This window comes from Myxococcus llanfairpwllgwyngyllgogerychwyrndrobwllllantysiliogogogochensis, assembly GCF_006636215.1.
Classification (GTDB): Bacteria; Myxococcota; Myxococcia; order Myxococcales; family Myxococcaceae; genus Myxococcus; species Myxococcus llanfairpwllgwyngyllgogerychwyrndrobwllllantysiliogogogochensis.
Map to the genome: position 1 here is coordinate 1 of NZ_VIFM01000306.1, position 12814 is coordinate 12814.

A 12814-nucleotide genomic window follows, 5' to 3' on the forward strand; every position below is an offset into this window, starting at 1 on the left:
AGGCGAAGACGCTCGCCCGCATCGAGCAGCACGCCCCGCGCCTCAAGCGCGTGAAGGTGTACGGCGGCGACTACGAGAAGGTGGTCCGCAAGTACGACGGGAAGGACACCGTCCTCTTTCTCGACCCTCCGTACCCTGGCTACAACGTCGACGTCGGTGAGGGTGACTTCGACGAGGAGCGCTTCTACGGCGTGCTCAAGTCGTTGAAGGGTCGCTGGCTCATGACGTATGGCATCCGGGGGAAGTTGCCCGGGATGTTGAAGGGCTCCGGCTTCCTCGTGAAGCGCATCCGGACGCCTCGCACCATCGCCGCCATGCGCGGCGTGGGCGGCTCCTCCGTGCTGACGCAGCTCCTCGTCAGCAACTACCAGCCCGCAGCGAAGGCGCTGGAAGGTGACGGCCACTTCGCCGTGGACGACTGGAAGCCGGAGGAGCCGCCCGGCACCGCTCCCTTCGCCACCACGACGTCCCTCCTCAAGGGCGTCGAGCCCGACGACGAGCGGTACGTCCTGGGTGTCGTCCTGGAGCCGGAGACGGTGGACGCGCAGGGCGACCTCTACTCCGCCGCGGAGATTCGCCAGGCCGCGCACCGCTTCATGGAGGAGTTCGGCGGCCTGGGCCTCATGCACCAGATGCGCGTCAACGGGCACGTCAAGGTGCTGGAGAGCTACCTCGCTCCCGTCGACTTCAACCTGGGCGAGGTGCCGGTGCGCAAGGGCACGTGGCTGCTCGCGGTGCGCGTCCTCTCCGACGAGCTCTGGGGGCGTGTGAAGGACGGGCAACTGACGGGCTTCAGCATTGGCGGCACCGCGCGCCGTCTCCCCGAGGCCGCCCCCGCCACCGAGCCGCCCCCTTCCGACACACCTGCCGCTGACTCCCAGCCGGAGGCCACATGACGAGCACCACCCAAGGCCCCGCCTCCGTCCACCGCCTCGTCGACATGGTGGTGGAGGAGGTGTCCCTCGTGGACAGGGCCGCCAACAAGCACCGCTTCCTCTTGGTGAAGCGAGACGGAGACACCATGCACGACGCTCCCCAGGACACCTCGCAGGCCGAGGGCGACAACCGCGCCGCCTCGGACACCTCCAAGGCCGATGACGCCCTCCTCACCGCAGCCCAACAGGCCCTCGAAGCGGTGACGGCACTCGTCGAGGCGTTGACCTCCACGGACGGCATTGACGGCGTGCGCGTGGTGGAGGTGGCCCAGCACCTGCGCGCGCTCGCCGACGCCCTGGAAGAGGACGAAGACGACTCCGAGGACGAAGAGGACGTCGAGGCGCGCGCCAAGGCCGCCAACCCCGCGCCGGCTCCTCAGCCGACTCCGCCCGCGCCGAGCCCCGACGCCTCCGGCGTCATGGAAGGCCTGACGAAGCTCACCGACGCCGTCCGCGCGCTGGAGGGCTCCGTGAAGGAGCAGCACCAGCGACTGGGGCGCGTGGAGAAGCAGTTCGGCCTGCCCAACAGCAGCGCCCCCGCGGAGCGCCCGCCCAAGCCCGCCGTCGAGGACGTCGGCTGGCCCCTCGACATGAACAAGCCCCTCAACCGGGAGAGCGTCGACAAGGCCCTCTCCTTCCACGACGTCTGACGTCCCCACCCGCCACCAGGAAGCCTCAACGCCGAAGGAATCCCCATGAGTCGTATCGACAACAGCACCCTCTTGGCCAAGGCGGACCTGGCCCTCGCCGACCTCACGGCCGGCGGCGGCATCCTCCAGCCCGCCCAGGCACAGAAGTTCTTGCGCCTGCTCATCAAGCAGTCCGTCCTGCTGCAGCAGTGCACCGTCGTCCCGATGGCGGCCCCCAAGCAGCAGTTCTCCAAGCTGAAGTTCGGCAGCCGCATCCTCCGCCCGGGCCAGGAGGCCACCGCCGTCCCCGCCGCCCAGCGCGTGAAGCCCGACCTCTCCCAGGTGGAGCTGGACGCCAAGCTCTTCAAGGGCGAGGTGCGCCTCTCCGACGAAGTGCTCGAAGACAGCATCGAGCGCGGCGAGCTGCGACAGACGCTCATGGAGATGCTCGCGGATGCCATCAGCCGCGACATGGAGGAGATCCTCGTCAACGGGGACACGGCCTCGGCCGACCCCTTCCTCGCCACGATGGATGGCGTGCTGAAGCAGGCCACCTCAAACGTCGTCGACGCGGCCGGCGCGCCCATCAGCAAGGACGTCCTCGGCGACCTGCTCAAGTCGCTGCCCTCGGAGCACCTCCGCGACAAGAGCAGCATGGGGTTCCTCTTACCAGCGTCGACGCGGACCTGGACTACCGGAACTCGCTCGCGGAGCGGGCCACGGCGGTCGGCGACAAGTTCCTCGAGGGCGATGCGCCGGTCCTCTACTCGGGCGTCCCGGTGCGGCCCATCCCCCTCTGGCCGGAGAACCTCGGTGCGACGAATGACCGCACGGCGGTGTTGCTGACCAATCCCAAGAACATCCACGTCGGCATCTGGCGGCAGATTCGCATCGAGTCGGCGCGCGACATCTCCGAGGGCACGCTGAAGGTGGTGGCCACGCTGCGCTTCGACGCGAAATTCGCCGAGGAGTCCGGCACGGCCAAGGCCATCAACGTGCAGTTGTGAGGCTCACCATGGACAACTCCTATCTCGTCCGACTCAAGGCCTACGACGCGCGCCGCGGCCACGTGCTGCGGCGCTACACGTATGCCGGCATCAAGTTCCAGGAGGAGCGCGGCTGGTACCGGGTGGAGAAGCCGGTGGCGGACTACCTGCGCGCCGTGCACCAACTGCCCGGTGACACCTACTCGCCGCTCGCCTTCGACGTGTGCACGGAGGCCGAGGCGAAGTCCCTCGATGCCACCGAGGCCGACGAGGCCCGCGTGAAGCGCAGCGCCAGCGACGAGCTGAAGCTGAGTGCGGCGCGGCCCGCCGGCACGCTGACGACGGAGGACCTGCCGAAGGCCAGCGAAGAGAAGGACACGCGCCGCGCCAAGCGGGAGAAGGACTGACGTGTACGCCACGGTGGCCGACATGCGCGCCGAGGGCGTCACACCGGCCATGGCGGGCGACACCCGCCTGGCCGTCCTTCTCGAGGAGGCGACGCGCACCATCGACAAGGTGACGGGGTGGCACTTCGAGCCGCGCTCGGCGACGTTGCAACTCGACGGGCGCGGCACTCCGTCCCTCTGGCTGCCGGTGCCACCCATTCGCCTCTACCGCCTGGCACTCCACGGGGCGGACGTGTCCTTCTCGCGGGAGCACCTGGTCGTGGTGGGTGCTCCGGTGGGCCCGGGCTTTGATGGGCCCCGCCTCACCTTTCGCCACGGGCGCGTCTTCCCGCGCGGCGAGGGCAACGTCACGGTGGGCGCACGCTGGGGCTACACCGAGGCGGACGGGACGCCGGAGGGGCGCACGCCGCTCGCCATCCGCCGCGCGTGCATGCTCCTCGTCCTGCGCAGCCTCTCGCCCTTGGCGGACGAAGACTCGTTGGAGGAGCGTACGCGCTGGCGCGTGGTGGAAGAGAGGACGCGCGAGCAGAGCTACCGCCTCGACAGTGTCCGCCCCTCCGTGCGGCCTCTCACCGGAGAGCCGGAGGTGGACACCCTCCTTGCCCCCTACGTGAAGCCCTCCGTGCCCGGGGCGGCCTGATGAGGGGCAGGCTCATCTTCCCCTTCCTCGCGGAGCTGCACCGCCTGGACACCACCGCCATGGCGGGCCCCGGTCCGGGCCCCCATGCCAGCGGGTACGACGCGGACTTTCGCGAGCCGGTGCTGGTGGACGCGGACGACGACGGCCTGGCCGAAGCCTTCCGTCGCGAATTTCCGCCCGTGCGTGTCCCCTGCCAGGTGGAGCCGGATGCCTTTGAGTCATTGCGCATGGCCCCTTCCGGCAACAGCCCCCGGACGAGCTTCGAACTCGTCTTCCACTTCCGCGACTTGGAGCGCCTCGGCCTCGTCGACGCGGCCACGGGCGACGCCCTCATCCGCCCCAGCGACAGGCTGAGGGCCCTCTACGACGTCACGGGCGCACTCGTGCAGGCCGTGAGGACGCCTCCCGGGCTGTACGTCACGGAGGCGCGCCCCACGGGCTTCGGACTCCACCGCCGGAGGCCTCGCCGCAACCTCCTTCTCGTCACCTTCAACGACAGGCCCCAAGCCCGAGGACTCACGTGAAAGCACTGCTGCTCGCCCCACTTCTCGCCACCGCCCTCCTCACTCGCTGCCGGGCGCCGGACGGCTGCGCGCCGGTGTCCACGCGCTGCGCCAGCAACGTCGCCGAAATCTGCAACGGCGACGGCAACTGGCAGGTGCTCGCCGACTGCGACGCCGTCAGCGAGCACAGCAACGCCGCCTTCACCTGCGCCTACGTCAACGAGGAGGGCGTCGCCGGCCACACCTGCCTGCCCACCACCGTGGACGCGGGCACCGCCGACGCTGGCACTGAGGAAGGCGGTGTCCTGTGAAGGGCTACCTCCAGTCCCTGCCCGGCGTGGGCCCCCTCTTCCAGCGTGACATCCAGCCTGCCGAGGTGTGGGCCTTCTATCAGCACATGCAGACACGCCTGCGCACCAAGACGGCCAACAAGGCCGACTCACTCGAAATGCGGCTGGCGGCCGAGGCGCTGCAGCGCATGGGCATCCTCGACAGGCAGCGCTTCCTCGAGCGCTATGCCACCACGGTGGGCCGCACCCTCTACCTGCCCTTCGAGGTGGGCACTCCCAAGTCCGGCTGGGACTTGTGGGCCCAGGTGGTGGTGTGCGTCCACGAGCACCAGCACGTCGTGCAGCACGACGAGGAGGGCCCCAGCTACGAGCTGGCCTACCTCACCAGCACCTCCGCGCGCGCCCGCTACGAGGCCGAGGCGTACACCTGCAACCTGGAGTTGCACTTCTGGCGTCACGGCACCCTGCCCGCCGTGCGCCCCATCGCCGAGGGCCTCAAGCACTACGGCTGCCGGCCGGAGGACGTGGAAGTCGCCGCCCACACCCTGGCCCTCACCTCGGTGTCCGTCCGCCACGGCGCGGTGGTGAGTGAGGCCACGAACGTAGCCCTGGAGTGGCTCAACTCGCACGTGCCCCACCTGCGGGCCAAGCAGGGCTGAGGCGTCCATGGCCGTCTCGCGCACCGGAGACTGGGCACGGGCCCGCCAACTGCTGGCGGCGGGCTCGTCGCGCCTTGAAGGGGCGTTGCAGACGGCCCTGCGCCAGGAGGCGCACGCCCTGCGCAAGGAGGTGGTGCAGGGCCTCACCCAGCAGGCACCGGGTGGCGAGCCACTCCGCCCGCCCTCCCCCCTCACGCTCGCGGCGCGCCAGCTCGCGGGATTCGGCGGGACGAAGTCCCTCCTCGTCTCGGGCGCGCTGCGCAACTCAATCAGTGTCGTCGTGGAGGGCGACGAGGCCTTCATCGGCGTATCGCGCTCGGCGAAGAGTCCGGACGGCGAGTCCCTCGTCGACGTGGCGCAGCTCCAGGAGTACGGAGGTCCGCCCGTCGTCATCCCCATGACGCCTCGCATGCGGCGCTTCCTCTTCGCGCTGCTGCGCCAGGCCGGCCTGGCCGGCGAGTCGCGTAACAGCGGCAGGGGGCGCGGCGTCATTGTGACGCAGACGCCCGCGCGGCCATTCCTGCGGCCGGCCTTCGCACGCTTTCGCCAGGGCGCCAGCCGCCGCTTCCTCGCGCGCGTCGCGAAGGAGCTGGGCCTCGGAGGGCCCGGGTAATGGCCGTCCCCTCCCTCACCTCCGTGACGCCCTCCTCGGGGCCCACCAGCGGCGGCGACATTCTCCGCCTCGCCGGCACTGGCTTCGCCGCGCGGGTGGCCGTGCTCCTGGGCGGTCTGCGCGCGGAGGTGCTCTCCGTCCGTGAAGAGGCAGGCACTGCCTACGTGGACGTGCGGACGCCGGCCCACGCGGTGGGCACCGTCGACGTGGAGCTGCTCAACCTCTCCGCGGAGGGCAACCCCATCCCAGGCGAGGTCGCTGTCCTTCCGGGCGCGTACCGCTACCTGCGCCCGCGCGTCGCGAAGGAAGCGGACCTCACCCGCCTCGTGCGGACGCTGCTGCGCGAGTTGAAGCGCCAGGTGGTGGCCAACGTCAGCGCCAGCGTCTCCGTCGACTACGACGACACGGTGGCAGACGGCCTCAACGTCATCGCCATGGCCGCGCTGCCCTCGGTGGTGCTGTCAGGCCCCGTGCTGCGCGAGAGTCGTCGCTACGCCTCCAACGTCTTGCACGAGGACGTCGTGCAGGGCCCCTCCGGTGCGGAGCTGGTGCGCAGGCGCCCCGCGTACACGGTGGACCTGGCCTTCACCCTCACCGTGGCCTCCGAGCGCACCGCCGAGCTCTTCAACCTCATGGCCGCCGTGGCCACCTTCCTCAACCGCAACCGCTGGCTGGCCATGCCGAGGGACGCCGAGGACGCCTCGCGCGGCACCGTCCGCTGGGAAATGGACGCGGACGGCGAGGTGCGCACGCAGCTCGGCAGCCGCGACGACGTGCGCGCCTTCACCTGGGGCCTAGTGGTGCGTGGCTTCGACGTGGACTCAGGCCTGCCCCTCGACCTCGGCAAGGCCGTCGCCGCGACGCGCCTCGAAACGGACTCACTCCCTGGAGGCACCACATGAGTGTCACCCTCACCAATACCCTGGGCAGGCTCGCCACCTTCCTCCTGCCCCATGAGTCGTACTGCGTCGCGCGTGGCGAGTGCGCCTGCGGCGTGCAGCCAGGCCGTGGCGGCCGACGCCTGCCCTCCTCCCTCACCCTGGCCACGGGTGTGTCGCTGGAGGACGTGCCCGAGGCCACTCTCTGCGTGCCCGCGGTGGCTGCTGCCATTCGCCGCGGAGAAGTCGCCCTGAAGCGGCAAGCCCCCACGGCCCCGCCGTCGTCGCCCCCCTCTGCCGCGCCGGAGGTGTCGGCGCGCGCGTCCCGCAAGAAGCGAGGCGCCTCATGAGTCGTGAGTTGCTGTCGTCGAAAATCGTCGTGGAGGAGGAGGAGCCGCGCGTCCGTGGCATTCCCTCGGCGCCCACCTCCGTGGCCGGCGCTGTCGGCCTGGCGGAGAGAGGCCCCATCGGCCAGGCGGTACTGTGCACCTCCTTCGAGGAGTACCAGGCCACCTTCGGCGGCTTCACGCCGGACGCCGACCTGGCCCTCGCCGCCATGGGCTTCTTTGAGAACGGAGGGACTCACTTGTGGGCGGTCCGCACCGCCCACTACGAGGACGCCTCCGACCCCGAGTCGCACACGGCCACGCCTGCTGCGGCGGCCCTCACCACGGGCGGCGGGCCCACGCCCGCCGTCGTGCGCGGCACCTTGCGTCCCCCCTTCACCCTGCGGGACGGCCAGCGCCTGGAGGTGTCCGCCAACGGCGCCGAGGCGGTGGACGTCGTCTTCTCCGGCACCGCGGCTTCCGTCTCCGCGGGGCGGCCTGCGCCCTATGCCCTCACCGCCGGGCAGTCGCTCCGGGTGCGCGTCGACGACGGGCGGGACGTCTTCATCCCCTTCAGCGAGGAGGACTTCGGCGACATCGCCCAGGCCACTGCCCAGGAGGTGGCCGCCGTCCTCAACGCGGGACTCATCGGCGGACGCGCCACCGTGGAGGCCGGTGTGCTGAGAATCGCCAGCGACACCCAGGGCGCCTCCAGCCGCCTGGAGGTGGGCGACGCGGTGGCCAACACCGGCTTCGGCTTCGCGGGCGGCCCGCAGGTGGGGAGCGGCAACGTCCAGAGACTGCGCGCCGTCGAGCTGGCCGAGGTGCGCGCCCTCGTGGAGGCGGCGGTGGCGGGTGTCCGAGTGGCACCGTCCTCCCTGGGGGCCCTGCAGTTGCTCACCCAGTCCACGGGGCCTGGTGCCTCCTTGCGTGTGCAGGGAGACGCGGGCTCCGGCCTCGGACTCGACGCGCTGCTGCACACGGGCGGCGCCTCCGGCGCCACCGACGTCCTCCACCTGGAGGCCAGGGATGCAGGCGCCTACGCCAACCGCCTCGAGGTGGAGGTGCGGCCCCCGACGAATGGAGCTCCCGAAACCTTCGACGTCCTCGTCCTCGAGGACGGTGCCTACCGCGAGTCCTTCCCCAACCTCTCCTCGGCCCAGGGCGACGCACGCTACGTCGAGCGCGTCCTCAATGACGAGCGCACCGGCTCCACCTACGTCCGGGCCTTCATGGTGCAACCGGACGCGATTCCGGACGTGCAGACGGTGGCCCTCTCGGGCGGCGCGGACGGCCTCGTCGGCCTGGACGACACGGACTTCATCGGCTCCGAGGCCGGCCGGAGCGGTCTTTTACGCGCTCGACGAAGTGCAGGAGCTCTCCCTTCTCCTGGTGCCCGGGCGCGCCACGCCCGCCGTCCACAACGCCATGGTGCGCTACTGCGAGGTGGCGCGCGACGGCCTCGTCTTCGCCGTCCTCGACTCGCCCGCGGGCTGCAGCGCCACGGACATCGTCTCCTACGTCTCGCAGGAGGCCGCCCTCGAAGGCCTCTCTGAGCACGCGGCCCTCTACTGGCCCCGCGTCAAGGTGCTCAACCCCGCTCGCGGCGTCTTCGGCAACCTGGAGCAGCTCGTCATCCCCCCCTCCGGCATCATCGCCGGCGTCTTCGCGCGCAACGACGGTGCGCGCCCCGGTGGTGTGTATGAGGCTCCCGCGGGCATCGAGGCCGGGCGCATGTTCGGCGTCCTGGGCTTCGAGTCCAAGGAGTGCCTCGAAGAGAAGAAGCGGGACATCGTCTACCCCCGTCGCATCAATCCGCTCACCACCGGGCCCGGCCTGCCGCGCTTCATCGACGGCGGCCGCACGCTGAAGGCCAGCGGGAACTTCCCCTACGTCGCCGAGCGCAGAGGCGTGTCTTTCATCGAGAAGAGCCTCAAGTCGGGCCTGCAGTTCGCGAGGCACCGCAACAACACCGAAGGGCTGCGCGCCCAGGTGCGGCGCTCCATTGCCGCCTTCCTCCTCGCGCAAATGCGAAACGGGGCCTTCCGCAGCCAGGAGCCCGCCAAGGCCTTCTTCGTTGACGTCTCGGACGCGCTCAATCCGCCGTCCGTGGTCTTCGCCGGCAAGCTGGTGGCGCGCATCGGGCTCGCCACCAACAAGCCCGCCGAGTTCATCGTCCTGCGCATCGCCCAGGACACCCGCGCCCTCGAAGCCGAGCTGGCCTCGGCGGGCCTCTAAGGAGACTGGCCATGGCCATCATCGGACAGCCGCGCAGCTTCCATAAGCGCTTCAAGTTCCTCTGTGAGGCTGACGGCCTCGGGCACTCCGGTTTCCAGAAGTGCTCCGAGCTGTCCGTCGAGGTCGCCAACGTCCAATACTTCGAGGGCGGCAGCCTCATCCCCAACAAGTCGCCGGGGCGTCTCACCTTCTCCGACGTCACCCTCGAGCGCGGCGCCACGCAGGACCACGAACTCTTCGACTGGTTCCAGGACGTCGTGCACATGTCCAGCGGCCTGGGTCTGCCGGACAGCCTCTACAAGCGCAACCTCGACATCGTCCAGCAAGATAGGGACGGCACCACGCTGCGTCGGTGGAGCCTATCCCGGGCCTGGCCGGTGAAGTTCGTCGCGGGTGAATGGGACAACGAGTCGGACGAGAACGTCATCGAGTCCGTCACCCTCACCTACGACTTCTTCGAGCTGGCCACGTAGGCCTCAGCCAGCGACGTAGCTTCCATGAGTGCTGCACCCTGGCGGGCGCCTGACATTGCACAGAGGCGCTCGCTCAGCCCATGCGTCAACGAACTCGTTCACGAGAAGAACTTCGTTACACCGCCCACACCAGGGTTTCTTCGTGGCCCAGCCCAGAAAGAGTCGTCCTGGGTGGACCTCATTGCTGAGGCACCAATCGCGAAGCGCCTGTGCACCACTGTGGTGACCTGTCCCGCCACCGTAGAAGCCATGCAAGTCGGCGATCAGGTCCCCAATCCGAGTGCGAAAGCGCTTCGAGGAGCCTGTGTTCCCTCCGACGTAGAGCGGGACGCATTTCGCGGTCGGCGCCCCCTCCCAGCGTTTCCGAGAGACCAAGTAGACACCCTTCGACTCTGGAGGCAGTACCTGTTCGTCCAGGCACCGCGCCAGCAACTCTGAAATCCGAAACGGCCCTGACCAGACCAACGCCCTCATGAGTCCCCCACGCAGATTGGGTGCTGCGTCTATCGATGTCCCCGATTTGTCGCCCGAGGCCTTTGTCCTTCCCGGAGGCAGGACGACATGGCGGACATCATCTCATGCCCCTCGGGGCTGACGGGCCGCATCCGCGGCATGAAGGTGCGCGAGGAGCGGATCCTCGCGGACAGGAAGCTGGCGAAGAGCGGCGGCCAGGTGGATGAGCTGCTCTCCGCATGTTGGGAGGAGATGCTGGAGGCAGGCCCCTACGCCTTCACCGACGGGAAGGTGGACTGGGGCCGGGTGCTGCAGGGGGACCGCTTCTACGCGCTCCTCCAGGTGCGCGTCCTCACCTACGGCCCTGAGTACGTCTTCGCCGTCCCCTGTCAGGCTGCCTCCTGCCGAGCCCGCATCGACTGGGAGCTGGACTTGACGCAGCTCCCGGTGCGCGCCCTCTCGGACACCAGCCGCGCGTCCTTCATGGCCAGTAACCGCTTCGAGACGACGCTGCCCGACTCCGGCAAGCCCTTGCGCTTCAAGCTGCTGACGGGGGAGGACGAGCGGCGGCTGCCGCAGCTCCAGCGCGCGGCGCCGGAGAAGCTGCTGTCCTCCGTCCTCGCCTACCGGGTGCTGGACGTTGACGGCGTGGATGCGCGCGACAAGCGCCGCTTCCTCGAGGACCTCACGCTGCGTGACGCCGACTACCTCGTCGACGAGTTCGACCGCGTCGACTGCGGCGTGGACACGACGCTCGAAGTCGAGTGCTCCGCGTGCTTCATGCGCCAGGAGGTGGAACTCCCTTTCGACCGGGGTTTTTTCCTTCCGGGGCAAGCCCGGACAGCGAGGCGCCGGGAGCGCTCCACCTCTTCCCCGGCGTGACGCTGGAGACGTGGCGCGAGGGCCTCTTCAACCTGTGCTGGCACCAGCACGGCGGCAGCGGCCTCGCAGCTCCCCTCGGTGACGCGCTGGAGCTGCCCACCTCGGACAGGGACTGGCTCCTCGAGCGCATCGGCCAGCAACGCAGTCGCGAGGCGAAGGCATTGGAGAAGTCCGCGAAGCGGAGGTAGCGCGTGCTCAACAACCTCGGACTGGGCTTCATCTTCACCGCGAGAGACTTGGCCTCCGGCGTTTTCACCCAGCTCGAGGTCAACTTCACGCGCCTGGACAGGCGTGTGGGGTTGGGCACCGCGCGCATCGAGGGCGCATTCCAGCGGCTCGGCGTCGCCATGGCCCTCTTCTCGGCGGGCGCCGTCACCATTGGCGCGTCGTTGTCCCTAGCCAACACCGCCGGCCAATTCGAGCAGGCCGTGGCGGGCGTGGCCGCTGTCTCTGGCGCCTCGGCCGAGGTCCTTGGGCAGCTCCGTGACGCGGCCATCAAGGCAAGCCTCGCCACGCAGTTCACTCCCACCGAGTCCGTGCTGGGCCTGCGCGAACTCACCCAGGCCGGCTTCACCGCCGCTGAGGCGATGAAGCTGCTGGAGCCCGTCCTGGATTTGGCCGGTGGCTCGCTGGGGGAGCTGACGCCCCAGGGCGCCGCAGGCTTGGCCTCCCAGGCGATGAAGGCCTTCGGCATCTCCACCGACAAGGCCTCCATCTCCGTCGACCAGATGCTCCAAGCCGTCAACGTCTTCGCCCTCAGCGCCAATGAGCTGCCCCTGGCCCTCGGTACCGCCGCGCGTGGTGCGCAGGCCCTCAATCAGTCCCTGCCCGAGACACTCATCGCCCTGGGTCTCGTGAAGAACGTCGTCCCCGGTGTGGAGCGCGCCTCCACTGCCGTGGCCGTCGCCATGGAGCGAATGGCGGATCCACAGGTGCAGAAGCACCTGCGTGGACTGGGCGTCGCCGTCACCGACTCCAAAGGCAACTTCCTCAGCTTCCTCGACATCCTCGACAAGCTGTCGCCCGCCCTTGAGCGCATGACGGCGGCGCAGCGCTCCGCCTTCCTGCTGAAGTCCTTCGGCCGCGAGGCGCTCGGTGGTGTGAATGCCATCCTCACGCAGTTCTCCAACGGCATCCGCAAGGACACCGGCGAAGTCGTCCGCGGCGCCGCTGCCCTCAAGCACCTGCGCGACGAGTTCGAGAATGCGGGCGGCACGGCCAAAGCGTTCCGCGAGCAAATGCTGGATACCTTCCAGGGGCAGAAGACGCTGCTGGCCGGCAACCTGGAGACGCTGGCCATCGTCCTCGGGGAGCCCTTCAGCCAGGTGTTGAAACCCCTCGTCACGCTCGTCGCCAGCGCGGTGCAGCAGGTGCTGGGAGTCTTCCAGACGTTGCCCGGCCCGGTGAAGCGCGCCTTCGCAGCCTTCGCGTTCGGAGCTGGCGCCGTCATCACCCTCGTCGGAGCCGTCATCGCCGCGAAGGTGGGCCTGGCGCTGATGGTGGTGGGCCTCAAGGTCCTGGGCCTCACGCTGGGCGGCCTCCTGGCCACGGTGCTTCCGGCCGTGGGCGCTGTCATCCTCCTGGGTGTCGCCGTGGCCGGCCTCGCCTACGCCTTCCGTCACAACCTCGGCGGCCTGGGCGACTTCGCGCGGCGTGTGCAGGAGCAGGTGACGCTCGCCTTCCGCGGCCTCGTCCAGCTCTTCGAGGACGGAGGTTTCTCCGGCGCGGTGCGGGAGGAGTTGGGCCGCGCTGAAAACGCAGGCCTGAAGGACTTCCTCATCAACGTCTACCTGTGGGGCCATCGCATCCACAGCTTCTTCTCGGGCCTCGCCGACGGCTTCTCCTCCGGACTCGAAGCCGCGCGCCCCACCCTCGAGGCCTTCCAGGGGACGGTAGGGCGGG

At 69.6% G+C, this 12814-nt stretch carries 18 protein-coding genes; all 18 read left to right on the forward strand.

The window, feature by feature from the left end:
- On the forward strand, positions 1 to 896 hold an 896-nt coding region (locus FJV41_RS42595), incomplete at its 5' end, for an XkdF-like putative serine protease domain-containing protein (protein WP_141648357.1).
- The gene (locus FJV41_RS42600; protein ID WP_141648358.1) at positions 893 to 1585 is read left to right on the forward strand and encodes a hypothetical protein; all 693 of its coding nucleotides are present in this window, start codon (positions 893 to 895) and stop codon (positions 1583 to 1585) included. The genes FJV41_RS42595 and FJV41_RS42600, both read left to right, overlap by 4 nt.
- 45 nt (positions 1586 to 1630) lie before the next feature.
- Positions 1631 to 2410, forward strand: a complete 780-nt coding sequence (locus FJV41_RS42605) for a phage major capsid protein (protein ID WP_141648359.1) — start codon at positions 1631 to 1633, stop codon at positions 2408 to 2410.
- The gene (locus FJV41_RS52735) at positions 2401 to 2571 is read left to right on the forward strand and encodes a hypothetical protein (RefSeq protein ID WP_158625657.1); all 171 of its coding nucleotides are present in this window, start codon (positions 2401 to 2403) and stop codon (positions 2569 to 2571) included. Before FJV41_RS42605 ends, FJV41_RS52735 begins: the two co-directional genes overlap by 10 nt.
- Positions 2572 to 2579: 8 nt before the next feature.
- Positions 2580 to 2957, forward strand: a complete 378-nt coding sequence (locus FJV41_RS42610) for a hypothetical protein (RefSeq protein ID WP_120617057.1) — start codon at positions 2580 to 2582, stop codon at positions 2955 to 2957.
- Between the two features lies 1 nt (position 2958).
- Positions 2959 to 3597, forward strand: a complete 639-nt coding sequence (locus FJV41_RS42615) for a hypothetical protein (RefSeq protein ID WP_141648360.1) — start codon at positions 2959 to 2961, stop codon at positions 3595 to 3597.
- Positions 3597 to 4121: a hypothetical protein gene (locus tag FJV41_RS42620; RefSeq protein ID WP_141648361.1), complete on the forward strand. Its 525-nt coding sequence runs from the start codon at positions 3597 to 3599 to the stop codon at positions 4119 to 4121. Before FJV41_RS42615 ends, FJV41_RS42620 begins: the two co-directional genes overlap by 1 nt.
- Positions 4118 to 4411 carry a hypothetical protein gene (locus FJV41_RS42625; RefSeq protein ID WP_141648362.1) on the forward strand — a complete coding sequence of 98 codons (294 nt, stop codon included), beginning with the start codon at positions 4118 to 4120 and terminating at the stop codon, positions 4409 to 4411. The genes FJV41_RS42620 and FJV41_RS42625 overlap by 4 nt, the downstream gene beginning before the upstream one ends.
- The gene (locus FJV41_RS42630; RefSeq protein WP_141648363.1) at positions 4408 to 5049 is read left to right on the forward strand and encodes a hypothetical protein; all 642 of its coding nucleotides are present in this window, start codon (positions 4408 to 4410) and stop codon (positions 5047 to 5049) included. Before FJV41_RS42625 ends, FJV41_RS42630 begins: the two co-directional genes overlap by 4 nt.
- Before the next feature lie 7 nt (positions 5050 to 5056).
- Positions 5057 to 5662 carry a hypothetical protein gene (locus FJV41_RS42635; protein ID WP_141648364.1) on the forward strand — a complete coding sequence of 202 codons (606 nt, stop codon included), beginning with the start codon at positions 5057 to 5059 and terminating at the stop codon, positions 5660 to 5662.
- Complete coding sequence (locus FJV41_RS42640; RefSeq protein WP_141648365.1) at positions 5662 to 6564, forward strand: IPT/TIG domain-containing protein; 903 nt, start codon at positions 5662 to 5664, stop codon at positions 6562 to 6564. Before FJV41_RS42635 ends, FJV41_RS42640 begins: the two co-directional genes overlap by 1 nt.
- The gene (locus FJV41_RS42645) at positions 6561 to 6890 is read left to right on the forward strand and encodes a hypothetical protein (RefSeq protein WP_141648366.1); all 330 of its coding nucleotides are present in this window, start codon (positions 6561 to 6563) and stop codon (positions 6888 to 6890) included. The genes FJV41_RS42640 and FJV41_RS42645 overlap by 4 nt, the downstream gene beginning before the upstream one ends.
- Positions 6887 to 8422: a phage tail sheath protein gene (locus FJV41_RS42650; protein WP_141648367.1), complete on the forward strand. Its 1536-nt coding sequence runs from the start codon at positions 6887 to 6889 to the stop codon at positions 8420 to 8422. The genes FJV41_RS42645 and FJV41_RS42650 overlap by 4 nt, the downstream gene beginning before the upstream one ends.
- Positions 8313 to 9104, forward strand: a complete 792-nt coding sequence (locus tag FJV41_RS42655; RefSeq protein WP_246137772.1) for a phage tail sheath family protein — start codon at positions 8313 to 8315, stop codon at positions 9102 to 9104. Before FJV41_RS42650 ends, FJV41_RS42655 begins: the two co-directional genes overlap by 110 nt.
- Positions 9105 to 9115: 11 nt before the next feature.
- Positions 9116 to 9577 carry a phage tail protein gene (locus FJV41_RS42660; protein WP_141648369.1) on the forward strand — a complete coding sequence of 154 codons (462 nt, stop codon included), beginning with the start codon at positions 9116 to 9118 and terminating at the stop codon, positions 9575 to 9577.
- A gap of 561 nt (positions 9578 to 10138) precedes the next feature.
- Entirely contained in the window at positions 10139 to 10912 is a 774-nt protein-coding gene (locus FJV41_RS42665) for a T4 family baseplate hub assembly chaperone (RefSeq protein ID WP_141648370.1), read from the forward strand.
- Positions 10909 to 11100, forward strand: a complete 192-nt coding sequence (locus FJV41_RS42670) for a hypothetical protein (RefSeq protein WP_141593130.1) — start codon at positions 10909 to 10911, stop codon at positions 11098 to 11100. The genes FJV41_RS42665 and FJV41_RS42670 overlap by 4 nt, the downstream gene beginning before the upstream one ends.
- 3 nt (positions 11101 to 11103) lie before the next feature.
- Positions 11104 to 12814: phage tail tape measure protein (locus FJV41_RS42675; protein WP_141648371.1), on the forward strand; the 1711-nt coding region annotated here is incomplete at its 3' end.

What these genes read in the sequence shown, in the direction of transcription:
- FJV41_RS42600 (WP_141648358.1), top strand. Translation starts at nt 893, where the DNA reads ATGACGAGCACCACCCAAGGCCCCGCCTCCGTCCACCGCCTCGTCGAC.
- FJV41_RS42605 (WP_141648359.1), top strand. Translation starts at nt 1,631, where the DNA reads ATGAGTCGTATCGACAACAGCACCCTCTTGGCCAAGGCGGACCTGGCC.
- FJV41_RS42610 (WP_120617057.1), top strand. Translation starts at nt 2,580, where the DNA reads ATGGACAACTCCTATCTCGTCCGACTCAAGGCCTACGACGCGCGCCGC.
- FJV41_RS42620 (WP_141648361.1), top strand. Translation starts at nt 3,597, where the DNA reads ATGAGGGGCAGGCTCATCTTCCCCTTCCTCGCGGAGCTGCACCGCCTG.
- FJV41_RS42635 (WP_141648364.1), top strand. Translation starts at nt 5,057, where the DNA reads ATGGCCGTCTCGCGCACCGGAGACTGGGCACGGGCCCGCCAACTGCTG.
- FJV41_RS42640 (WP_141648365.1), top strand. Translation starts at nt 5,662, where the DNA reads ATGGCCGTCCCCTCCCTCACCTCCGTGACGCCCTCCTCGGGGCCCACC.
- FJV41_RS42645 (WP_141648366.1), top strand. Translation starts at nt 6,561, where the DNA reads ATGAGTGTCACCCTCACCAATACCCTGGGCAGGCTCGCCACCTTCCTC.
- FJV41_RS42650 (WP_141648367.1), top strand. Translation starts at nt 6,887, where the DNA reads ATGAGTCGTGAGTTGCTGTCGTCGAAAATCGTCGTGGAGGAGGAGGAG.
- FJV41_RS42660 (WP_141648369.1), top strand. Translation starts at nt 9,116, where the DNA reads ATGGCCATCATCGGACAGCCGCGCAGCTTCCATAAGCGCTTCAAGTTC.
- FJV41_RS42665 (WP_141648370.1), top strand. Translation starts at nt 10,139, where the DNA reads ATGGCGGACATCATCTCATGCCCCTCGGGGCTGACGGGCCGCATCCGC.